This window comes from Solwaraspora sp. WMMA2059, from assembly GCF_027497315.1.
Lineage (GTDB): Bacteria > Actinomycetota > Actinomycetes > Mycobacteriales > Micromonosporaceae > Micromonospora_E.
Genome location: NZ_CP114908.1, coordinates 3,740,762 through 3,762,949 on the forward strand (window position 1 = coordinate 3,740,762; position 22,188 = coordinate 3,762,949).

18 protein-coding genes are annotated in these 22,188 nt (G+C 72.0%); 8 read left to right on the forward strand and 10 right to left on the reverse strand.

From position 1 onward, the window contains the following. Nucleotides 1–116 precede the first annotated feature (116 nt). Nucleotides 117–1,529: a trehalose-6-phosphate synthase gene (locus O7553_RS17015; protein WP_281550728.1), complete on the forward strand. Its 1,413-nt coding sequence runs from the start codon at nucleotides 117–119 to the stop codon at nucleotides 1,527–1,529. Nucleotides 1,530–1,552: 23 nt separating this feature from the next. Here the strand turns inward: O7553_RS17015 and O7553_RS17020 are convergent, their stop codons facing one another. The 6 genes from O7553_RS17020 to O7553_RS17045 form a co-directional block, all read right to left on the reverse strand. Continuing rightward, on the reverse strand, nucleotides 1,553–2,371 hold the full coding sequence (locus tag O7553_RS17020) for an alpha/beta fold hydrolase (protein WP_281550729.1): 819 nt from the start codon (nucleotides 2,369–2,371) through the stop codon (nucleotides 1,553–1,555). After that, entirely contained in the window at nucleotides 2,368–3,771 is a 1,404-nt protein-coding gene (locus O7553_RS17025) for an NAD(P)-binding domain-containing protein (protein ID WP_281550730.1), read from the reverse strand. The genes O7553_RS17020 and O7553_RS17025 overlap by 4 nt, the downstream gene beginning before the upstream one ends. Nucleotides 3,772–3,808: 37 nt before the next feature. After that, entirely contained in the window at nucleotides 3,809–4,636 is an 828-nt protein-coding gene (locus tag O7553_RS17030) for an endonuclease/exonuclease/phosphatase family protein (RefSeq protein WP_281550731.1), read from the reverse strand. A 24-nt stretch (nucleotides 4,637–4,660) separates the two neighbouring features. Continuing rightward, nucleotides 4,661–5,608, reverse strand: a complete 948-nt coding sequence (locus O7553_RS17035; protein ID WP_281550732.1) for an ROK family glucokinase — start codon at nucleotides 5,606–5,608, stop codon at nucleotides 4,661–4,663. Nucleotides 5,609–5,713: 105 nt separating this feature from the next. Continuing rightward, entirely contained in the window at nucleotides 5,714–6,421 is a 708-nt protein-coding gene (locus tag O7553_RS17040) for a hypothetical protein (RefSeq protein WP_281550733.1), read from the reverse strand. A 14-nt stretch (nucleotides 6,422–6,435) separates the two neighbouring features. Then, entirely contained in the window at nucleotides 6,436–6,897 is a 462-nt protein-coding gene (locus tag O7553_RS17045) for an SRPBCC family protein (RefSeq protein WP_281550734.1), read from the reverse strand. 171 nt (nucleotides 6,898–7,068) lie between these two features. Between O7553_RS17045 and O7553_RS17050 the strand changes: the two genes are divergently transcribed. The 5 genes from O7553_RS17050 to O7553_RS17070 all read left to right on the forward strand — a co-directional run bounded on the left by O7553_RS17050 (nucleotide 7,069) and on the right by O7553_RS17070 (nucleotide 14,019). Further along, nucleotides 7,069–8,865, forward strand: coding sequence for an AMP-dependent synthetase/ligase (locus tag O7553_RS17050; RefSeq protein ID WP_281550735.1), 1,797 nt, complete (start codon nucleotides 7,069–7,071; stop codon nucleotides 8,863–8,865). 71 nt (nucleotides 8,866–8,936) lie between these two features. Further along, nucleotides 8,937–10,577, forward strand: a complete 1,641-nt coding sequence (locus tag O7553_RS17055) for a GAF domain-containing sensor histidine kinase (protein ID WP_281555640.1) — start codon at nucleotides 8,937–8,939, stop codon at nucleotides 10,575–10,577. 7 nt (nucleotides 10,578–10,584) lie between these two features. Continuing rightward, nucleotides 10,585–11,253, forward strand: coding sequence for a response regulator transcription factor (locus O7553_RS17060; protein WP_123602728.1), 669 nt, complete (start codon nucleotides 10,585–10,587; stop codon nucleotides 11,251–11,253). Nucleotides 11,254–11,435: 182 nt separating this feature from the next. Then, nucleotides 11,436–12,245 (forward strand): SAM-dependent methyltransferase, encoded by an 810-nt coding sequence (locus O7553_RS17065; protein ID WP_281550736.1) that lies wholly within the window; start codon nucleotides 11,436–11,438, stop codon nucleotides 12,243–12,245. Then, nucleotides 12,238–14,019, forward strand: coding sequence for a bifunctional diguanylate cyclase/phosphodiesterase (locus tag O7553_RS17070; protein WP_281550737.1), 1,782 nt, complete (start codon nucleotides 12,238–12,240; stop codon nucleotides 14,017–14,019). Before O7553_RS17065 ends, O7553_RS17070 begins: the two co-directional genes overlap by 8 nt. Nucleotides 14,020–14,076: 57 nt before the next feature. Here O7553_RS17070 and O7553_RS17075 read toward each other — a convergent pair whose 3' ends face one another. The 4 genes from O7553_RS17075 to O7553_RS17090 form a co-directional block, all read right to left on the reverse strand. After that, on the reverse strand, nucleotides 14,077–15,201 hold the full coding sequence (locus O7553_RS17075) for a glycosyltransferase family 4 protein (protein WP_281550738.1): 1,125 nt from the start codon (nucleotides 15,199–15,201) through the stop codon (nucleotides 14,077–14,079). After that, nucleotides 15,198–16,457, reverse strand: coding sequence for a M48 family metalloprotease (locus tag O7553_RS17080; RefSeq protein ID WP_281550739.1), 1,260 nt, complete (start codon nucleotides 16,455–16,457; stop codon nucleotides 15,198–15,200). The genes O7553_RS17075 and O7553_RS17080 overlap by 4 nt, the downstream gene beginning before the upstream one ends. Before the next feature lie 104 nt (nucleotides 16,458–16,561). Continuing rightward, entirely contained in the window at nucleotides 16,562–16,795 is a 234-nt protein-coding gene (locus O7553_RS17085) for a hypothetical protein (protein WP_281550740.1), read from the reverse strand. A 144-nt stretch (nucleotides 16,796–16,939) separates the two neighbouring features. Next, entirely contained in the window at nucleotides 16,940–18,334 is a 1,395-nt protein-coding gene (locus O7553_RS17090; RefSeq protein WP_281550741.1) for an NYN domain-containing protein, read from the reverse strand. A gap of 186 nt (nucleotides 18,335–18,520) precedes the next feature. On the opposite strand from O7553_RS17090, the gene O7553_RS17095 reads away from it, so the two are divergent. Together O7553_RS17095 and O7553_RS17100 are read left to right on the forward strand one after the other, a co-directional pair. Further along, nucleotides 18,521–20,281 carry a DEDD exonuclease domain-containing protein gene (locus tag O7553_RS17095; RefSeq protein ID WP_348650146.1) on the forward strand — a complete coding sequence of 587 codons (1,761 nt, stop codon included), beginning with the start codon at nucleotides 18,521–18,523 and terminating at the stop codon, nucleotides 20,279–20,281. Between the two features lie 124 nt (nucleotides 20,282–20,405). Continuing rightward, nucleotides 20,406–22,187 carry an HD domain-containing protein gene (locus O7553_RS17100; protein ID WP_281550742.1) on the forward strand — a complete coding sequence of 594 codons (1,782 nt, stop codon included), beginning with the start codon at nucleotides 20,406–20,408 and terminating at the stop codon, nucleotides 22,185–22,187. Nucleotide 22,188 lies beyond the last annotated feature (1 nt).

The following is a 22,188-nucleotide window of genomic DNA, read 5'->3' on the forward strand; positions in this document are numbered from 1 at the left end:
TCTGTAACACTCGCGTAACTTGGTCTCAGTAGGAATAACTCTCGTAGCCGATCCCCCCACGAGTTCGTGATCACTCGCCATGCGCGGCAACCGCCGCAGCGAAACGAGGTCCCCTCATGCGTCAGAGTTCTCTCGTCGTGGTGGCGAACCGACTGCCGGTGGACGACAGCGTCGCGCGCGACGGCGCGTGCGAATGGCGTCGCAGCCCCGGTGGTCTGGTCAGCGCCCTGCACCCGATCCTGCAGCACACCCCGGCCACCTGGGTCGGCTGGGCCGGTGGCGCCGGCCCGGCACCGAGCCTGCCGGACATCGACGGCGTACGGATGCACACCGTCGCTCTGTCCCATGAGGACATCAGAGACCACTACGAGGGGTTCGCCAACGCCACACTCTGGCCGCTGTACCACGACTCCGTCGAGCAGCCCGCATACCACCGTAGGTGGTGGGAGGCGTACCAGCGGGTGAACCAGCGCTTCGCCGAGGCGGCGGCGGCCGCCGCCGAGCCGGGCGCGCTGGTCTGGGTGCAGGACTACCACCTGCAACTGGTACCCGGAATGCTCCGGGCGCTACGGCCCGACCTGCTGATCGGATTCTTTCTGCACGTTCCGTTCCCGCCGCCGGAGCTGTTCATGCAGCTGCCCCGCCGGGCCGAGCTGATGCTCGGCATGCTCGGCGCCGACCTGGTGGGGTTTCAACGCGCCCAGGCCGCGCACAACTTCGCCCAGCTGGCGACGAAGGTGCTCAAGGTGCCGGCCACCGACCGGCGGATCGCCATCGACGACCGGGTGGTACGCATCGGCGCCTTCCCGGTGTCGATCAACATGTCCGAGATGGAGTCCCTCGCCGGCCGGCCGGACGTGCTGGACCGGGCCCGTCAGCTGCGGTCCGACCTCGGTGACCCGCAGCACGTCATCCTCAGTGTGGACCGGATGGACTACACCAAGGGCATCGAGCAACGGCTCAAGGCGTACAGCGAACTGATCGCCGACGGGCACATCAAGGTCCGCGACACGGTGATGGTCCAGGTCGCGGTGCCCAGTCGGGAACGGGTCGAGCAGTACCGCATCCTGCGCGACCGGGTGGAACGCGAGGTCGGACGGATCAACGGCGAGTTCGGCCGGGTCGGCGAACCGGCGATCCACTACCTCAACCAGTCGTTCAGCCGGGCCGACCTCGCGGCGCTGTACCGGGTCGCCGACATCATGGCGGTCACCCCGCTACGGGACGGGATGAACCTGGTCGCCAAGGAGTACGTGGCAGCCCGGGTCGACAACGACGGTGCGCTGCTGCTCAGCGAGTTCGCTGGTGCCGCCGCTGAGTTCCAGCAGGCGTACCTGGTCAACCCGCACGATCTCGACGGGCTCAAACTGACGCTGATGCACGCGCTGGAGGCGTCACCCACCGACGTGGCGGACCGGATGCGTTCCATGCGCGAGCACCTGCGCACCCACGACATCCGGGCCTGGGTGCACGGCTACCTCACCGCGCTGGACCGCACCGGTTCCCTCGCCGCCCGGCTCACCGCCTGATCCTACCGGTCTACCGTCGCCGGTCAGCCGGCTCCCTTGTCCAGCCAGTCGAGGATCGCGTCGACCGGTTCCGTCCACCGCGCGTCGAGCATCAGATCGTGGCCCATCCCGGGGAACAGCAACGGAGCACCCCCGTACCGCCGGGCCGCGCGGTCCAATACTGACACCGGCACCACCCGGTCGTCCGGGCTACCGAGAACGAGCACCGGCGGGTCGCCGACCGGCGGCTCGACCCGCTGGCGGGCCAGCAGCTGCCACTGGGCCCGGGCCGACGCGCGCCCCAAACGGTTTACGTAGGACAGCGCGACGGCCTCCGGAAGCTCCCGGCTGAACAGCTGACCGGCGCGCAGCCGCACCGCCCCGCCGAAGACGGCCGGCAGGGTGCCGAACGGGTTGCGACGCAGCGCGGCGCCGAGCAGCGGCCAGCCACCGAGTACGGGAGCGGCCAGCACCGCGGCCCGCGCCGGGTAGCGGGCCAACGCGTGACCGACCACCAACGCCCCAGCGCCGTGCCCGATCAGCACCGCCTGCCGGGGCAGGCCGGCCGCAGCCTGCACCACGTCGTGCACGTACGCCCGCAGGTCGGCCTGCGGCGCCGCCCCGCTGTCCCCGTGCCCGCGCAGACTGACCGCGTACGCCGGGAATCCGCGCTCGGCGGCCCGCTCCAACCAATGCTCGGCGAAAACCCACGCACCGTGCCCGAAACCGGGCACGAACAGCAGCGGCGGCCGGCCCTCGTCGCGCGACACGTCGGCGTGCAGCACCTCGCGACGCACCGCCGGGACCGGTCTGGCCCACTCCCGGGTACGGACGATGCGGGGGGCCGCAAGGGTACGACTCATCGGGCCGCCACCTCCAGACTGTCCAAGGTCTCCTGCAGCGCGCGCAGGTAGGTGTCGTGACTGACCTCGAACCAGCGCCGAGCCGGGTCGGCCACCTTGGCGTCGTGCCAGGGCCGTCCCGCGCCGGCCTCGATCCGGCCGGCCAGGGCAGCGGTGACCGCCGGATCCGCCGACCGGGCGCGCAGCCACCGGGCGACCACCACGCTCTGCCAGTGGACCACCGGGAAGACCCCGAACTCCGCCTGCACCAGCCCGACCACCGACAGCGTCGGGTGTCCCGGGGCGAAGGCGTGCAGGTGCAGGCGGGGCCGACCGTCCGCGTCGACGCCGAGCACCCGCGGATCGAGAAAGTCGAACTGGGGCTGGTAACCGGTGGCGAGCACGACGAGGTCGGGATCCACTTCGGTGCCGTCGGTGAGCTCTACGGTATGCCGGCGGAACCTGGCCACGTCGGGCACCGGGCGGACCGTACCGTGCCCGATGTGCAGGACGAGTTGGCTGTTGACCACCGGATGGGCGTCGAACACCCGGTGCTCCGGAGCCGGTAGCCCGAACCGGGTCTGGTCGCCGACGACCAACCGGAGCAGCCGGTGGAGAACTCCCTGGCGCAGCCAGCGTGGCAGACGCCGGGCGAGCAGCCCCGCGTTGACCTGGTCACTCGGCCGGCCGAACAGGTACTTCGGGGTGTACCAGTAGCCGCGACGGGTGGAGTGCCAGCAGCGGGCCGCCTGTTGCCCGGCCTCGACGGCGATGTCGCAGCCGGTGTTGCCGCCGCCCACCACCAGTACCCGCCGGCCGCGCAGCTGAGTGGCGTCGTGGTAGGCCGACGCGTGGATCACCTGCCCGGTGAAACCGGACAATCCTTCGTAGTCGGGAAGCCGGGGTGCCCAGTTGTGTCCGTTGGCGACGACCACGGCGGCGTAGCGCTGGGTGCGTTGGGCACCGTTGCCGCCGGCGCTGCGGGTCGTCACGTCCCACCGGTCCCCCGGCGCCGGTTCGACCCGTACCACCTCGGTGCCGAACCAGATGTGCCGGCGCAGATCGAAGTGGTCGGCGTAGCGTTCCAGATAGGCCAGCAGCTGGCTGTGGTGCGGGTAGTCGGGCCAGCTGTCCGGCAGCGGGAAGTCGGGGTACTGGCTGAACGGCTTCGACGAGATCAGGTGGGTGCTGGCGTAGACCGGACTGCGGTCGTGGCGCCAGTTCCAGGCACCGCCAACGCCCGTCTCCCGTTCGTAACAGTCGACCCCGAACCCCTGTTCGCGCAGGTTCTTGACCGCGCACAACCCGCTCGCCCCGGCACCGATGACGCAGACGTTCTCACCCTGTTCGGAGATCGGGCGGTCGTCCCGCCACCGGTCGGTGCCGGTGATGGGGCTGTCGTAGTCAGCGGAAGTAGACACCGGCAATCTCCTTCGTACGGCTGCGAAATCGTGCCGGCTAGCCGCCCCGCTTGTCCAGTCCCGGTGCCGGATCGGTGAGCACCAGATCGGCAACGACCGGAAGATGGTCACTTGCCCGCCGCGCCGCCGGGGTGTCCACCACCCGGCAGCCGGCCACCTCGATTCGCGGATCGACGAAGATCGCGTCGATCCGTCGGCGGGGGTCGCGGCCCGGGAACGTGCCGGCCCGGTCCGCCCCGACGGCGGCAGCGGCGTCGGTGAACCCGGCGGCGGCCAACTGCCACGCCGCACCGGTGTCGCCCGGCGGTCGGGCGTCGGTGCCGGGCGCAAGCCGGGCGTCGATGCCGGGCGACGGAGGGTCGTCGGGGTTCGCCGGCTGGTCGTTGACGTCCAAGCCGAGAATCACCGATCCGTCGACGTCGGCGCAGGCCTGACGTAGCAGCCGGGCCTGCGCCGGCCGCTCCGTCGGATCAGTGGACAGATGCGATCCGGCCACCACGAAGCGGGCCGGGCCGACCGCGCAGCGGGCGAACACCGCGCCGCGCAGGTGCCGACCGGGTGTCAGCGGGAACCGGACCGACCAGGTACCCGTCACCCGTACCCGCAGCGTGGTCAGCACCAGGTTGCCCAACGGCGGTGGCCCACCGGCTCCGACGACCATGTCGAACGCGTTCGCCAGCGCGGCGGACCTGGTACGCCACCGCCACCGGCGCGGTGCCTCCTGCAGAATCGCCACGTCCGGTGCGACCTGGCGGACGACCTCGGCCAGCGCGGCCCGGTCGTCACGCTGGCCGTGGATGTTGTACGTGAGCACCCGCAACCGCACGCCGGCCCGCTGTGGCGCGGTCGTCTGGTCAGCCGTCACAGTCCCCTCCTCGGCCCGATGGGCTCAGATCCGGCGGGCGAGGTCGGCCGCACCGACCACACCGGCAGCGTTGCCCAGCTCGGCCGGCCGCACCTCGGCCACCGGAATGCGGACCCGTTGGGCCAGCGCGTCGGTGTACGCCCGTTGAGCGGGGCCGAGCAACAGGTCACCCGCGTCGACGACGCCGCCGCCGATCACCAACACCTCGGGATCGAGGATCTGCGCCAGGTCGGCCAGGCCGATGCCGAGCCAGCGCCCGATCTGCGCGAACGCCTCGCAGGAGACCGGGTCACCGGAGCGGGCCGCGGTGGTGACCATCGGTCCGGTCACCGCCTCGGCGTCGCCACCGGCCAGGGCCAGCAGTTTGATTGCCCGGTCCGGTTCCTGCCGGGCACCGGCGCGGGCGAACCGGACCAGTGCGTTGCCGCTGGCGTACTGCTCGATGCAGCCCTGCCGGCCGCAGCCGCACTGGTGTCCGTCCGGAACCGCAAGCATGTGGCCGAGTTCTGCGGCGATGCCGTGCGCGCCGCGGACGAGTTCGCCGCCGTACACGATGCCGCCGCCGATGCCGGTGCCCACGGTGAACATGACCATCGAGTCGGCGGCGGCCCGGCCGGCGCCGTGCCGGAACTCTGCCCAGGCCGCGACGTTGGCGTCGTTCTCAACGATCACCGGCAGGCCGACCGCCGCGCTCACGTAGTCCCGCAGCGGCTCGTCCCGCCAGGCGAGGTTCGGGGCGAACAGCACAGTTGAGCGACGCTCGTCGATCCAACCGGCGGCCCCGATGCCGACCGCGCCGACCGAGTGGTTCGCCGCCAGCTCGAGCACCACCTCGACGATCACGTCCCGGGTCTTGGCCACGTCGTCGGCCGGCGTCTCGTGCCGGGTCCGGGCCAGGACCTTTCCGTCCGGATCGACGACCCCGCCGGCGACCTTGGTGCCACCGATGTCGACTCCGATGGTCAGCGTCACCGCTGCCGCTCCCCTCTGCTGTGCTCTTCGCGCGCCGGTGTCCGCACCGGGTCCCCTCCGGCGACGGTCCACCGCTGGACGGTGGTCCGGCCGGACGGTGCCGGATCAGGCCAGATCAGGTCCCGGCCGGCCGTGGTCCGGCCGGGTGGCACCCGACCGGTCCGGCTCCGCCCTGTCGGCATCCGCGCCGGGTGTCACCGGGGCGGTCACCGCCGGACCACCGGGGCGGCCCCGGGCTGGTGGTTTGCCTGTCCCGGCGACGTCGACGGGGGCGTTCGTCGCGGCCGACCAGACGTCCCGATCACCCGCTGAGTCCGAATCATCCATGGTCCAGGTGGCCTGGCGCCAGACCTCGTCGTCCGAGGTCATCCGGCCGGTCGGCGGATCGTGCCGGTCCGGCGGCGGGCCGGCGGGATCCGCAGCCGGCGAACCAGCCGCAGGCTCCGGCTGCGCTGCGGGGTCAGCCGTACGGTCCGGGGCCGCCGCGGGGTCAGCCGTACGGTCCGGGGCCAGGGCACGCAACAGGCTGGCGACTCCGGCGGCGAAGTCCCCGGCACCGGCGGCCAGCCGGTCGGCCAGCTCCGGACTGGGATCACGCAATGCCGTGATGGCCCGGCAGACCGGGCAGACGCAGCAGGCCGGGTCGCCGGTGGCGACCGGACCGGTGCCGCCCAGCAGGTCACGCAGCAGGCCGAGGCCACTTGCGGCACCAGCGCCGAGCCGCTGGCCGCGCGCCGCCAGCTGCGCCATCGCCAACGCGGTCGCCACCAACCGTTCCGCCTCCGCCCGCGCCGAGCGAGGATCCGTTCCCACCGTCGGCCCGCCCCCTAGCCTGTCTCCGTCGTACCGAGCTGTTCCACTCGGTGCTTGAGCTGTGTCAGGGCAGCATCCATGATCATTTTTTCGGCTTTGCGGCGGAACATCCCGAGCATCCCGACGGAGAGCTCCACCTCCAGCGTGTAGGTCACCGTGGTGGACCCGTCCCCGTTGTCCTCGATGTCGTACGCACCGTCCTGCCGACGCTGCATCCGGGACGGCTCAGCCAGCCGCCACTCGATTCGGGACAGGTCCTCGGAGTACTCGTAGATCAACGTGTACTCGTCGGCGAGCACTCCGGCATCCAGCACGAAGCGGACCTCACGCGCGTATCCGTCCTCGTACTCCTGGCGCACCTCGACCCGGTCCAGCGCCTCGGTCCACTCGGGGTAGCGCACGAAGTCGCAGATCACCGCCGTCACCCGGGACGCGGGTGCGGCGACGACGATCGACTTGGTGGAGGACTCCGCCATGTGGGGCAGGCTACCCGGTGCCGGGCAAGATCAAGCCAGTGGCCGACAACCATCCGGCCGCCCCCGGCAGCGGGCTGACCGCGCAGGTCATCGGCCGCCCGGTAGGTTGCGGGTAGCCGGACGTGCACCGCCGGTCCGGTCCGCCTCAGCCCGCGAGCGCAAGGAGTGCAGGTGCGCGAGTTCTCCGTACCACCGGTCGTCACGGTCGGTGATGCCGCCAACCTGACCGATCCGGTCTGGGACAACGCCGAGTCAGCACCCGACGCGGTGCAGTTCACCAGGCCCGGCCCCCACGGGCAGCAGGAAGTGACCTGCCGGGAGTTCCGCGACGAGGTGGTGGCGGTCGCCTGCGGCCTGATCGGCGCGGGCATCACCGCCGGCGACCGGGTCGGTCTGATGAGCCGGACTCGGTACGAGTGGACGCTGCTCGACTACGCGATCTGGTCGATCGGCGCGGTGACCGTGCCGGTGTACGAGACGTCCAGCGCCGAGCAGGTCGCCTGGATCCTGGCCGACTCCGGCGCGGTCGCCTGCGTGCTGGAGACCAACGGACACGCGATCACCCTGGCCTCGGTCCGCGACCGGCTGCCCGCGCTACGCGAGGTGTGGCAGCTGGAAACCGGTGGTCTCGACGAGATCCTGGCCCGGGGCGGGACCGTCGACGCCGCTCAGGTGCAGCACCGCCGCCAGCAGCTGACCTCGAACGACATCGCCACGATCATCTACACCAGTGGAACCACCGGACGGCCGAAGGGCTGTGTGCTCAGCCACCGGAACATGTACGCCGACATCGCCAACGCGGTGCCCGGCCTGCCGAACCTGTTCCACGAGGGTGCCGCCACCCTGCTGTTCCTGCCGCTGGCGCACTCATTCGCCCGGCTGATCCAGATCGGCGCGGTGCACGCCCGGGCCACCATGACTCACGCCGCCGACCCGAAGAACCTGGTCGACGACCTGGCCAGCGTCCGCCCGACGTTCGTGTTGTCCGTACCCCGGGTCTTCGAGAAGGTCTACAACGCGGCCCGGCAGCGCGCATACGACGGCGGCAAGGGCGCCATCTTCGACCGGGCCGACCAGGTGGCCGTCGCCTACAGCGAGGCGCTGGACACCCCTGGTGGGCCGGGGCTCGGGCTGCGCGCCCGGCACGCGGTGTTCGACCGGCTGGTCTACCGGAAGCTGCGGGCCGCGCTCGGCGGCCGGTGCCGCACCGCGATCTCCGGTGGTGCCCCACTGGGTGCCCGGTTGGCGCACTTCTTCCGCGGCATCGGGGTGACTGTCTACGAGGGGTACGGGCTGACCGAGACCTCCCCGGCGGTGTCGGTCAACCTGCAGCACGCGATCCGGATCGGCACCGTCGGCCGGCCGCTGCCCGGCGTCAGCGTCCGGATCGCCGACGACGGCGAGGTGCTGGTCAGCGGCGATCTGGTGTTCCAGGGGTACTGGAACAACCGACAGCAGACCGACGAGGTGCTGACCGACGACGGCTGGTTCCGCAGCGGGGACCTCGGCCGGCTCGACGACGACGGCTTCCTGACCATCACCGGTCGCAAGAAGGAGCTGATCGTCACCGCCGGCGGCAAGAACGTCACGCCGGCCGTGCTGGAGGACCAGTTGCGAGCCCACCCGCTGGTCAGCCAGTGCGTGGTCGTCGGCGACCGCCGGCCGTTCATCGCCGCGCTGCTCACCGTCGACGAGGACGCCTGGCCGGCCTGGCTGGAACGCAACGGTCACCCGCCTGGCCGCACCGTCGCCGAGCTACGCGACGATCCGGCGTTGCTGGCTGAACTCCAGCAGGCCGTGGACGAGGCGAACCGCGCCGTCTCGGCCGCTGAGTCGATCCGGCGGTTCCGGGTACTGGCCCGGGACTTCACCGAGGCGAGCGGCGAGTTGACCCCGTCGCTGAAGGTGAAACGGGCGATGGTGCACGCCAACCACGAAGCCGAGATCGCCGAAATCTACGGGAGCTGACTACCATCCGTCACGTGTCCGCACCGACGTCCGACGCGCCCCGTCCGCATCCACTCGCCGCGGTGGCGCGCCTGGTCATGCTCGCGCTCGTCGCGGTGCTGACCCTGATCACCACCCGGGATCTCGGCGAACTGCGCTGGGTGGCGCTGCTGGCGGTCGCCGGCGCTCCGGCGGTGCTCGTCCCCCGCCACCCGGTCATCAGCATGCTCGGCCGCCTCGCCGAGGTCGTCATCGTCGGCCTGGCCACGAGTGAGGTGGCCGCCGCCGCCAACCTGCGCGGCTCCATCGGCGCCGGGCTGGGCGCCTCGGCGATGCTGCCGTACCTGTCGGTGCCGTTGACGGTGGCGGTGCTGCAACGGCGGACCCGCGAGGCGACCGCGCTGCTCGGCGTCACCGCGCTCACCCTGGCCCTCAGCGGGTTGTTCACCACGATCGACGGCCGACCGCAGCTGGCCCAGCTCGGCTTCGTCGCGGTCTGCACCCAGTGGCTGATCCTGGCCAGCCTGGGCATCCTGGCCGCCGGCACGCTGCAGCAGGTGATGCAGGCCCGTGGGGAGAGCAAGCCCGCCCCGTACGCGGAGGCGACCCGGCTGCTCACCCAGCTGCGCAGCGTCGCGCGGCAGCTGCCCGGTGCCACGCTCGACCCGGGCAGCATCTCGGAGCATCTGATCGAGGAGCTGCGCGCGGTGGCGCCGACCGGTCGCACCGCGGTGCTCTCCGGCAGCGGTGGGGGGCGGCTGGTGGTGCTCGCCCAGGCCGGCCTGGACCGGGTCGACTGGGAGACGACCCTGGACGCGGATTCGGCCATTGCCGACGCCTGGGCCAGCCAACTGCCCCAGACCGCGGCCCGGTCCCAGGCCCGATCGCACCCCGGCGGTGACGTGTCGGCGCTGGTGGTGCCGCTGGTCGCCGGGGTGCGCACGGTCGGTCTGGTGATTCTGGAGACGGACAGCGCCAACGCCTACCCACCGCCGGTGGTTGCCCGGATCACCGCGTTGACCCGCCCGGCAGCGCTGCGGCTGGAGGCCGCGCTGCTGTTCGACGAGGTTCGGTCGCTGGCCACCAACGAGGAACGGCAACGGCTGGCCCGGGAGATCCACGACGGGGTGGCCCAGGAGTTGGTGATGGTCGGGTACGGCATCGACAACGCCCTGGCCACCCTGCCGGAGGGCAGTGACGAGACCGCCGAGGACCTGCGGACACTGCGCGGCGAGGTCACCCGGGTGATCACCGAGCTGCGGCTGAGCCTGTTCGAGCTGCGCAGTGAGGTGGACCGGCACGGCGGGCTGGCGGCCGCGATCGCCGAGTACGCCCGTACCGTCGGATCGTCCGGCCGGTTGCGGGTGCACCTGTCGCTGGACGAGTCCGGGGCCCGGCTGCCGGCTGCCACCGAGGCGGAACTACTGCGCATCGCCCAGGAGGCGATTACCAATGCGCGCAAGCATGCCGGCGCCGCGAATCTGTGGGTCACGTGCGACATTGACCCGCCGTACACGCAAATAGAAGTGTCGGATGACGGTCAGGGGATCGCCGACCAGCGTCCGGATGGGCGGTACGGTCTTGCGATCATGGCAGAGAGAGCGGAACGTATCCGGGGCCGGTTGGAGATCAGGCCACGACACCCGAGCGGAACGACCGTGGCAGTGGTGCTCGGAACCTCGCCCCGGCGCGATAGCGTGCGCGATAGCGTGACAGCACCAGAAGGGGAGTAGCCACAGCATGACCACCAGCCCCACACCGACCACCCGGACCAAGGTCCTGCTTGTCGATGATCACGACCTCATCCGGAAGGGCCTGCGGCACGCTTTCGAGCGCGACCGCCAGTTCGAGGTCGTCGGTGAGGCCGCGACGGCGGCCGAGGGTGTACGCCAGGCGGGCGCCCTGCAACCAGATGTTGTGATCATGGACCTGCGGCTGCCGGACGGCAGCGGCCTTGAAGCGACCCGGGCGCTGCGAAAGTCCAGCTCCACGATGGGCATCGTGGTGTTGACCATGTACGCTGGCGACGACCAGCTGTTCGGCGCCCTCGAGGCCGGGGCCAGCGCGTTCGTGCCGAAGACCGCACCGGCGGACGAGGTGGTCGCGGCGGCCCGGCACGCGGCCTCGTCGCCGAGCGCGTTCACCGCAGCTGACCTGGCCGAGGCGATGAAACGCCGGCTCGCGCCGTCCGGGCCGCAACTGTCCCCCCGGGAGGGCCAGGTGCTGCGCCTGCTCGCCGATGGGATGAGCGTGGCCGGGATCGCCAAGCAGTTGTTCGTCAGCGAGTCGACGGCGAAGACGCATATTTCCAAGTTGTACGAGAAGCTCGGCGCGGCGAACCGGGCCCAGGCGCTGATGACGGCGCTGCGGCTCGGTCTGTTGGAGGCGCCGGACGCTCCGAAGTTCTGACCTGGTCACGTGGTGCCGGCGGCGGGTGGGCCGGCCCACGTCGACCGTGGCGGCTCTGATCGGTGCGGGCGGGAACCTCGCGGGTCGGACGCTCTGGATGCCCGGGCACGCAGCGGGCACAATGGCTAGCTAGCGCCAGCAGCCAGCCAGCAAACGGTCAGACAGGGACAAAAGGGGCGAAGATGGATCGGCCGCACTGGGCACCGGAGAGCATCGACGTCGAGCGGCCGAGCGTCGCCCGGATGTACGACTATTATCTCGGCGGCTCACACAACTTCGCCGCCGATCGGGCCGCCGCCCAGGCGATGATCACGGCCGTTCCCGAAGCCCCGTTGATGGCCCAGGCGAACCGAGCCTTCATGCGCCGCGTCGTGCAATTCCTCGTCGAGTCGGGAATCCGGCAGTTCCTCGACATCGGCTCCGGGATCCCCACTGTGGGCAACGTGCACGAGATCGCTCAACGGCTGGCACCGGAATCGAAGGTCGCCTACGTGGACGTCGATCCGGTCGCCGTCGCACACAGCCGGGAGATCCTCGCCGGCAACGACCGGACCACGATCCTGCAGGAGGACCTGCGCAACCCGGAACGGATCCTGCACGATCCTCAGGTGCGCAAGCTACTCGACTTCGACCAGCCGGTCGCGGTGCTGATCGTCGCGGTCCTGCATTTCGTGCCGGACTCCGACGACCCAGCCGCGATCCTGGCCGAGCTACGCGCCGCGCTCGCGCCCGGCAGCCATCTGGTCCTGTCCCAGGCCAGCGACGACGGCCGCAGCGATGAGGAACGCCGCGAGGCGGACCAGATCTACCGGCGCACCGACAACCCGCTCAACATCCGGTCCCGGGCCGCGCTGACCAGCTTCTTCGACGGGTTCGACCTGCTACCGCCGGGCGTGGTCTGGGTGCCGCAGTGGCGCCCTGAGTCGCCCGAGGCGGCCGAGGACGCCGAGCGTGCCGTCTTCATGGGCGGGGTAGGCCGACTCGGTGGCTGAGCAGTCCGACCCGGCCGCCGATCCGCCCGGTGGACGGCCACCGGGCGTCGCCGCCGTCGCCCGGGCCTGGGCCAAAGCGGTAACCGGGACCAGCTACCTGCCGCTGGCCCAGGAGCAGCTGGAGGCGTTTCTCGGCGACCTGACCGTACGGCTCGTCACGGCACTGCGCGCCGAGCCGTTCACCGTCCGGGTCGGCTACCAGGTCGGCTCGGACCTGGTCGCCGCGCACATCGCCTCGGCTGAGGGGCTCGGCCGCACCATCGAGGTACTCGACCTGCGACTACTGCGCGACCTGGACATCGACGACCCGGACATGCCGGACCGGATGGCACGGCTGCTCGGCAGTATCGCCACCGGCTACACCCGGGCACTACGCGACCGCACCCTGGACGAGCAGGAGACCATCCGCCGCGCGGCGTTGGTCGCCCGGGAGCAGGCCGAGATCGCGCTGCGGGAGAGCGAGGCCCGATACCGGCACCGGGCCACCCACGACCCGCTCACCGACCTGCCCAACCGGAGCCTGTTCACCCAGCGGCTGGACGACGTGTTCAGCACGGCGGGTCGTACTGGCGGGGACGGACGCCGACTCGGCGTCTGCTTCGTCGACCTCGACGGCTTCAAGATCGTCAATGACACCCTCGGCCACCACATCGGGGACCTGCTGCTGGTCTCGGTCGCCGAGCGGCTGCGCCGTGGCGTCGGCGAACACCTGGTGGCCCGAATCGGTGGCGACGAGTTCGTCATCCTGGTCGCCGACACCACCTGCACCGACGACGTGCTCAAGGTCGCCGAGGCCGCGCTCGCCGCGATCGGCGAACCGGTCGTCGTCGACGGTCACGAGCTGACCGTGACCGCCAGCATCGGCATCGTGGAGCGCACGGTCGCAGGCACCACCCCGAGCGAGGTGATGCGGGCCGCCGACGTCACTCTGCACTGGGCGAAATCGGCGGGCAAGGGCCGGTGGGCGCTGTTCGATCCAGTGCGCAACGATCGCCAGCTGGCGCGGTACGCGCTGTCCGCGGCGATGCCCACCGCTCTCGACCGGGGCGAGTTCTTCCTGGACTACCAGCCGCTGGTCGCGCTCGCCGGCGGCGCGCTGCTCGGCGTCGAGGCGCTGGTCCGCTGGCGGCACCCTACGATGGGGGTACTCGGTCCGGACCGGTTCATCTCCCTCGCCGAGGACTCCGGGCTGATCGTCCGGCTCGGATCGTGGGTGCTGGCCGAAGCCTGCCGGGAGGCCCGGCGCTGGCTGGACCGCAGCGCGAACGCCCCGTTCGTCAGTGTCAACCTGGCTGTGCGGCAGGTCAACGACCCCGGTCTGGTCCGGTACGTGACCGAGGTACTCGCCGACACCCGGCTACCGGCCGGCCGGCTGCAGCTGGAGATCACCGAAAGCGCCCTGATGAGCACCGCCGACGGACCGGTCCGTACCCTGCGCGAGCTGGCCGATCTGGGCGTACGGATCGCCATCGACGACTTCGGGACGGGCTACTCCAACCTGTCCTACCTCCGCTCGCTGCCGGTGCACGAGCTGAAGCTGGCCGGGAAGTTCGTCGAAGGGCTCCGTGCCTCGGCAGGCACCGACCGCACCGACGAGAGCATCCTGCTCACCTTGGTGACGCTGGCCCACACGCTGCGGCTGACGGTCACCGCCGAAGGAGTGGAGACCGCCGGGCAGGCCGAGCGGCTCCGGGCGATCGGCTGCGACGCCGCCCAGGGCTGGCATTTCGGCCGTCCTGGACCAGCCGACGGGATCACCGAACGACTCGGCTGACGCCGCAAGCAGCCGGACACCGCAGGAGGGCCAGGCGCGCCGCCGGGGTCACGCCGCTCAGCCGGCCAGCAGCGACGCCATCCGCTGCGCCTGGGTGTCCCAGCGCCACTCACGCTCCACCCAGGCCCGACCGGCGGCGCCCATCCGCCGGGCCAGCTCCCGGTCGGTCAGCAGGACACCCAGCCGGTCGGCCAGCTGGCTCGGATCCCGGCCGTTCACGACGTACCCGGTCTCGCCGTCGCGGACCGCATCCGGCGCGCCGCCGGAATCCCCGGCCACCACCGGCAGCCCGGTCGCCGACCCTTCCAGGTAGACGATGCCGAGGCCTTCCACGTCGAGCCCGCCGCGCCGGGTGCGGCAGGGCATCGCGTACACGTCCCCGGCGGCGTAGTGCGCCGGCAGCTCCGCCCAGGGCACCGCCCCGGTGAAGGTGACGTCGTCGGCCACCCCGACGCGCCGGGCGAGCCGTTGCAACCGGTTGCGGTCCGGACCGCCGCCGACGATCAGCAACGCGGCGCCCGACACCCGACGCCGTACCAGCGGCCATGCCCGGATCAACGTGTCCTGACCCTTGCGGGGCACCAGCCGGGACACGCAGACCACCACCGGCCGGTCCGACAACCGGTGCCGGCGGCGCACCTCGCCGCCGTCGACGCCCGGATGGTAGGCATCGGTGTCCACACCCGGGGCGAGCCGACGCAGCTCGGTCAGCCCGCCGACCGCACGGTCCAGCCGCACCCGGGTGTACTCGCCCAGGTAGGTCACCACGTCGGTGGCGCGGGCGATCCGGCGCAGCATCGACCTCGCGCCGGGCAACGCGGCCCACCCCACCTCGTGCCCGTGGGCCAGAGCCACCGCCCGGCTGATCCCGGCCCGTCGACGCAGGCCGTCGGCGAGCAGCCCGAGCGGCGCGGCCGCGCCGAACCAGACCGTGTCGCAGCCCCTGGCCCGCGCCAAAGCGGCGGTCTGCCGGGCCACCGCCGGTGTGGGCAGCAGCATGCCGGTTGGGTCACGGACCACCTCGAACGGCTGGTCGGCGTCGAACCGCTCGGCACCGTCGTAACTCGACGCGTAGACCACGATGGTCTGCGCGGGCTGCCGCAGCGCCAGATTGTGCACGAACGACTGGATGCCGCCGGGTCGCGGCGGGAAGTCGTTGGTGACCAGCAGGGTGCGGTTCATCGGCCCGCCCGGTCGGCGTACCTGCGGGCCGCCGCGATTCGTTCCACTGTCGACGGGTGCGTGGCGGAGTAGAGGTACTCCCAGCGGGGCGGATCCGGATCGGCGAGATTGATCGCGGACAGCCGGCGGTGCACCGCCGCGTACGCCGCCGGATCACCGTGCAGCGTCAGCGCGTGCGCGTCAGCGCGGACCTCGACCCGGCGCGACACCAGTGCCTGCACCGGTGTCGCCGCCAGGCCGACCAGCGTGACCACCGCCAGCAGCAGGGCGATCGCCCTCGGCTCGGCGATGTCCGCGACGCCGGCCGCCCGCAGCACCGGCCGCCAGCCGCCGAGCAGGTACAGCCCGACCACGGCTGCGGCGGCACCGAGCGCGCCCAACAGAGTGCCGGTCAGCACGTCGCGCGCGCGGGCGTGGCCCAGTTCATGGGCGACCACGGCGGCCAGCTCCGCCGGGGGCGCCTCGCGCAGCAGGTTGTCGTAGACGACGATCCGCCGGGTGGGACCGAACCCGGACACGTAGGCGTTGACCGCGCGGGTGCGCCGGGACGCGTCGGCGACCAGCACGTCCCGCACCGCGACACCGTCGCGTTCCGCCAGCTCCAGCAGTTGCGTGCGCACCGGACCGGCCGGCATCGGGGTGAACTTGTTGAACACCGGCTCGACCAGCACCGGCAGGACGAACGACAGCAGCACCACCAGGGCGGCCGCGCCGGTCGCGGCCAGCGCCCACCACCAGCGGGGGGCGAGCCGGACGACGGTGTAGAAGCCGAGCAGGGCCACCGTCGCGATGACCGCGCCGACCGCGTACGACCGGACCAGGTCCACTCCCCAGCCGGCCCAGCCCTGGGTGGCCAGTCCGTGCTCGGTCAGGATCCGGTGCCGCCAGGCGGCGAACGGCAGGGTCAGCAGGTCGGCCAGGAACACCACGAGCAGCCCGCCGAGCAGCGCCTGGGCGACCCAGTGGTCGCCGAACGGCCGGCCGGCGACCAACACCAGCCGGGCACCGACCGGGGTGAACCCGAGCAGCAGCGCCGCCAGCAGGCCGACCAGCATCGCGCCGTAGCGACCGGGACGCAGCGCCGCCCGCAGGGCCCTCCCCCGCTCGACCTGGTCGACGGGCAGCTCACGCAGGGCGGCGAGCTGATCGGCGCGGGGCACCGGCGGCCGGTGCCACGGCACCAGCACGGCCGCCGCGACGACGACCGCCACCCCCAGGACGACGAAGGTCACCAGCGCCCATGCGCGAGGCGTCATCGGGCTCCTTCCGCCGACCGGTCGCCCGACCATCCTAGGTGTGCCGGCGCGGCCCCGGTCCACACTCGGGCGACCGGATCCTCTCAGGCGGACCGGTCGATCGCTCAGGCGACCTGTCTTCGGGACCGGGGCCGGCGCTGCCGGCGGCCGCGCGCCGCTGCCGGCGACTCGCCGAGCACCTCGACGTCGAACCCGGCACGCGCGAACACCTCGATCGCGTACCGCTCGCCGGCGTCCAGGTGGGCCACCGTGTCCGGGCTGTCGATCAGGGCACTGACCAGGCAACCCCGGCAGCTCGGGCCGCGCTCGACGGCGCAGGTGTCACAGTCGATCAGCATGGTCGTCTCCTCACGTGGCGGTGCCGTCGAACGGTCGGCCGGCGGTGATCGGCCCCCGTACGACGCAGCATCGCCGACCGACCACCGCCAGTGACATCGACGATAGGCGTCAGGTACGACAGTTCCGCGTGACCGGGTGTCGGCTCAGGAACGAGCCAGTCGACGCAGCAGCGAGTCGGCGCCCATCGGGTACGCGCCGTGCCGCCGGACCCCGTCGGCCACCTCCCGGTCGGAGGAGACCACCACGATCACCCGGCCGGACGGCTCGGCCCGGACCAGCCGGCGGATGAGTTCGTCGGCCGTCTCCCCTTTTCGGGAGAACAGCACCCGCACGCCACGTGGAGCCGGCGGCAACCCGTGCATCCGCTCAGCGCCGTCGAAGACCACTGTCACCTCGTCCCCGGTCTGCGCGGCGATCCCACCGAGCCCGGTGATCAACCTCTTGCGTTGCTGCTCCAACGGCATCTCGCCGAAGCCCCGCTTGGTCACGTTGTAGCCGTCGACGACGAGGTGCGCCCGGGGTAGGGCGAGCAGGTCGTCCAGCCGGGCCGGGTCGTCGGTGTCGCGGGCCCGGGTCGACGTCGCCGCCGCCGGTCGGTCGGTGAACGCGTCGGCGACGTAGTCGGCCGGCAACCGGTCGGCCGGGTCCAGGGCGAGCTCCCGCCGCAGCCCCTGGGCTGCCTGCCCGATCGTCTCCAGCAACAGCCACAGCCGGGCGTCGTCGACCGCCCGGGCCTCCTTCGCCGACTGCCGGGCGGTCCCGGCGGTCAGCTCCGCGTCGGCGAGCTTGGCGCGCAGCCGCCGCAGCTCGGCGTCGTGGTCGGCGGCGGCCCGCGCGGCCCGGCCGCGTTCGGTGGCGAGCAGCTCGTTGGCCCGCCGCTGCTGCGCCTGTGCCTCACGCAGCGTGCGGGACAGCTGCCGGGACTCCTCGCGGAGCTGGCCCAGTTCCTCCCGTACCCGGGCCAGCTCGTCGCGGAGCTTCTCCACCTCGACCCGGGCGACGGTGCGGTCGTGTTCGGCTCGGTTGGCGCGGGCCTCGGCATCGCGGATCAGCTCGGCGACGGCGGCCCGGTCGGCCTCGGCCCGGACCGCCGCACCGGCGGCGTCGACCAGCTCACGCCAGCCCGCCGGCCGCATCAGGTACGCCAGGGCGGCGACCTCGACCGGGTCCGCCGCCGCGGGTGAGACACCTTCGCTGACCGCCGCACCCAGTTCGCCGGTCTCGGCCAGCGCGCGGGCGGCCACCCGCTGCCGCAGTGACGGATCGTTGGTGAGCGCCGCCGCGATCGCCGCGGCACCGTAGCGGGCCCGCCGGTTCGGCGCGAACTTGGCGACCTTGCGCAACGGAGGCGGCATCTCGTCGGTCGGGATCTCGGGCAGCGCGGCGGCGGCGAGCACGACGATGCGCGACCGCACCGGCTCGGGCAGCACCGGCTCGGCGGGTGGACCACCGGCCGGCTGGTCGGCGGACGGGGGCAGGGCGCCGGTCGTCGGCGCCGCCCCCTCGGGACGAGCGTCGGTCGGATCCGGTGCGGCCATGCACCCCAGTCTCCCACCGGGTGGCCGCCGCGTGCCCGACAGGAAGAATGATCTCGCAGAGTCGATCGGATCGTTACCGGTGGTACGCATGGGACGGCTGTGTCGTACCCACGTCCTATCGTCTGCGCCGTGGCACCGCCTGATCCCGTACCTCGACCGGCCTACACCCAGGGCTCGATCGACTCGCTGCTGTCAGCCGGACAGGGCGGGCCGCTGTCGACCGGCGCGGACCGGTCGCTACGGGAGACCACCTTCGTCGTGCTGGATCTGGAGACCACCGGCGGCGCGCCGGACGGTGGCGGCATCACCGAGATCGGCGCGGTGAAGGTGCGCGGCGGCGAGGAGCTCGGCGTCTTCGCCACGCTGGTCAACCCGGGCCGACCGGTGCCGCCGTTCATCACCGTGCTCACCGGCATCACCGAGGCGATGCTCGTTCCCGCGCCGCCGATCGAGCAGGTGCTGCCCAGCCTGCTGGAGTTTCTCGGTGACGCGGTGCTGGTGGCGCACAACGCGCCGTACGACGTGGGTTTCCTCAAGGCCGCGTGCGCCCGGCACGGCTATCCCTGGCCGGCGCCGACGGTGCTGGACACCGCGGCCCTCGCCCGCCGGGTGCTGACCCGCGACGAGGTGCCCAACCGCAAGCTCGGCACTCTCGCCGGCTACTTCCGCACCCCTCGGCGGCCCACCCACCGGGCCCTGGCCGACGCCCAGGCGACGGTGGACGTGCTGCACGGGCTGATCGCCCGGCTCGGCGGGCACCAGGTGACGAGCATCGGCGACGCGGTCGAATTCAGCCGCGCGGTCAGCGACGTCCAGCGACGCAAGCGGCACCTCGCCGACGGGTTGCCCCGCTCCCCCGGGGTGTACATCTTCCGGGCGGCCGACGACCGGCCGCTGTACGTCGGCACCTCCGGCGACGTCGCCACCCGGGTACGCAGCTACTTCACCGCCGCCGAGCGGCGGGCGCGGATGTCCGAGATGCTGGCCGCGGCGACGCGGGTCGACGCGGTCGAGTGCGCCCATCGGTTGGAGGCCGAGGTACGTGAGCTGCGGCTGATCGCCGCCCACGCGCCGCCGTACAACCGCCGGTCGAAGTATCCGGAGCGGGTGGTCTGGTTGAAGGTCACCGACGAGGTCTATCCACGGCTGTCCACGGTCCGGGCGATCTCACCGGCCGACACCACCGTGCTCGGGCCGTTCGCCTCCCGCCGGGCGGCCGAGCTGGCCGCCGCCGGCATCCACGACGCGCTGCCGCTGCGTCAGTGCACCCACCGGTTGTCCGCCCGGACCCGGACCCCGGCCTGCGCGCTGGCTGAGCTTGGTCGTTGTCCGGCACCGTGCGAGCACCGGATCGACCCGCAGCAGTACGCCGAACTCGCCGTCGCCCCGCTGCGGACGGCACTCGAGACCGACCCGCAGCCACTGGTCGACACGTTGCTCGCCCGGATCGACCGGCTCGCCGCCGCGCAGCGGTTCGAGGAGGCGGCGGTGGTCCGGGGCCGGTTGGCCGCATTCCTGCGGGCGACCGTCCGAATGCAGCGGTTGACCGCACTGACCAGGATCGCCGAGCTGGTCGCGGCGCGACGGGCCGGGCACGGTGGCTGGGAGCTGGCGATCGTCCGGCACGGTCGGCTCGCCGCTGCCGGCGTGTCGCCGCCACGGCAGCACCCCCGGGCCACCATCGACCTGCTGTGCGCCACCGCGGAGACGGTGCCGGCCGGGCACGGCCCGGTGCCCCGGGCCAGCGCGGCCGAGAGCGAGCGGATCCTGTCCTGGCTGGAGCCGGAACAGACCCGGCTGGTCAGGGTGAGCGGGGACTGGGCCTCACCGGCCGGCGGCGCCGGCCGATTCCATTATCTGCTGGTCAAGGCCGAGGAAGCCGCCCGGACGACGGCCGGGGTCGACGAAGCAGACCAAAGACTCGACCGATCGATCACCCGCAAGTAGCCGATCGTACTACGCTCGCTCGCTTAGGCTGTTAGAGAAGTGCAGTCCTGTCAGCCAACGCCCGATTCGTGGCGTGCGTCCGGGCGGTCGACCCGCCGGGCGATGGGTGAGGAGGTGTCTCCGCGTGGACGTCGACGCCGGTCCCGGCGCCGCCATCGGACGTTTCCTGCCCACCACGACACCCCTGTCCGCCCGCCTGCGAGCCTGGCTGTCCTGGTCTCCCGGCTCACCGGACCCGGTCGCCGAGCTGATCCGCGTCCACCGGTCGATCCACCCGTCGGCGGACCCGGCGGTGCTGCGCCGCGGCTACCAGATCGCCGACAGCATGCACGCCGGGCAGTACCGCAAGAGCGGCGAGCCGTACATCACCCACCCGTTGGCCGTCGCGGAGATCTGCGCCGGGCTCGGCATGGACACCACCACCCTGGTGGCCGCGCTGCTGCACGACACCGTCGAGGACACCACGTACGACCTGCCGACACTGGCCGCGGACTTCGGTGACGAGGTCGCCCACCTGGTCGACGGGGTGACCAAGTTCGACAAGGCGTTCTACGGCAAGGCCGCCGAGGCGGAGACCATCCGAAAGATGATCATCGCTGCGTCGAAGGACGTCCGGGTGCTGGTCATCAAACTCGCCGACCGGCTGCACAACATGCGGACCCTCGGTGTGCGCTCGCCTGCCTCCCGGGCCCGGATCGCCAAGGCGACCCTGGACGTGCTGGTCCCGCTCTGCGACCGGCTCGGCATCCAGAAGCTCAAGCGGGAGCTCGACGACATCGTCCTGTTCCACCTGGAGCCGGAGGCCTACCAGCAGATCGAGGAGCACCTGGCCAACCGGCCGGGCTGGGCGACGTACCTGGACGCCGTTTGCGGACAGGCACGGGTGACGCTGCGCCGGGAGAAGGTCGCCGCCCGGGTCGCGCCCCGGCCACGGCACCGCTACTCGATCTGGAAGGACACCGTCACCGGCGGCCACCGGGCACCGTTCGACCTACCCCGCATCGAGGTCGTGGTCACCGGGCCGGACACCGACTGCTACGCGGCGCTCGGCGCGGTCCACTGCCGCTGGCGACCGGTACCGGGCAGGTTCAAGGACTTCATCGCGGCGCCGAAGAACAACCTCTACCGCTCGCTGCACACCACCGTCATCGGCCCGGACGAGCGTCCGCTCGAGGTGCTGATCCGGACCGACGCGATGCACCGGTCCGCCGAGTTCGGCATCGCCGCGCCGTACCACTTCCCCAAGCCCGGCCGCAGTCGTGCCGCTGCCCGCGCCGACGAGCTGGCCTGGCTCCGCAGGGCGATCGACTGGTCGCAGGAAAACATCGACGCTGACCAGTTCGTCCACTCGCTGCGCTGCGACCTGGTCGACGCGCAGATCCAGGTCTTCACCGACGGCCGCCCGATCGTGCTGCCGGCCGGGTCGACGCCAGTCGACCTCGCATACGAGCTGGATCCGCGCAAAGGCGCGCACTGTCTCGCCGTACGGATCAACGGCCGGCTGGCCCCACTGGCCTCCGAACTGACCGACGGCGACGTGGTCGAGATCTTCACCGAGACCGACGACCAGCCGACCGGGACGGCACCGACGTCGGCCGGGCCGCGAAAGGAGTGGCTGGGTTTCGTCAAGTCGCCGCAGGCCCAGATGCAGATCAACCGCTGGTTCGCCGAACACTCCGAACCGGGCATCAGCATCAGCGACAAGGTACGCCTCGGCCGCGCCACTGTCAGCCTGATCCTGCGCAAACACGACCGGGCGTTGTCCAACGACAAACCACTGCGCCAGCTCGCGGAGAACCTCAAGTACCCGGACATGGAGACCCTGCTGGTCGCGGTGGTGGACCGGACCATCGAGCCCGAGGCCGTCGTCGACCAGCTCATCGCCCTGGTCGACCAGCCGGGCTGAC

What these genes read in the sequence shown, in the direction of transcription:
- O7553_RS17015 (WP_281550728.1), top strand. Translation starts at nt 117, where the DNA reads ATGCGTCAGAGTTCTCTCGTCGTGGTGGCGAACCGACTGCCGGTGGAC.
- O7553_RS17020 (WP_281550729.1), bottom strand. Translation starts at nt 2,371, where the DNA reads ATGAGTCGTACCCTTGCGGCCCCCCGCATCGTCCGTACCCGGGAGTGG.
- O7553_RS17045 (WP_281550734.1), bottom strand. Translation starts at nt 6,897, where the DNA reads ATGGCGGAGTCCTCCACCAAGTCGATCGTCGTCGCCGCACCCGCGTCC.
- O7553_RS17060 (WP_123602728.1), top strand. Translation starts at nt 10,585, where the DNA reads ATGACCACCAGCCCCACACCGACCACCCGGACCAAGGTCCTGCTTGTC.
- O7553_RS17065 (WP_281550736.1), top strand. Translation starts at nt 11,436, where the DNA reads ATGGATCGGCCGCACTGGGCACCGGAGAGCATCGACGTCGAGCGGCCG.
- O7553_RS17075 (WP_281550738.1), bottom strand. Translation starts at nt 15,201, where the DNA reads ATGAACCGCACCCTGCTGGTCACCAACGACTTCCCGCCGCGACCCGGC.
- O7553_RS17080 (WP_281550739.1), bottom strand. Translation starts at nt 16,457, where the DNA reads ATGACGCCTCGCGCATGGGCGCTGGTGACCTTCGTCGTCCTGGGGGTG.
- O7553_RS17085 (WP_281550740.1), bottom strand. Translation starts at nt 16,795, where the DNA reads ATGCTGATCGACTGTGACACCTGCGCCGTCGAGCGCGGCCCGAGCTGC.
- O7553_RS17090 (WP_281550741.1), bottom strand. Translation starts at nt 18,334, where the DNA reads ATGGCCGCACCGGATCCGACCGACGCTCGTCCCGAGGGGGCGGCGCCG.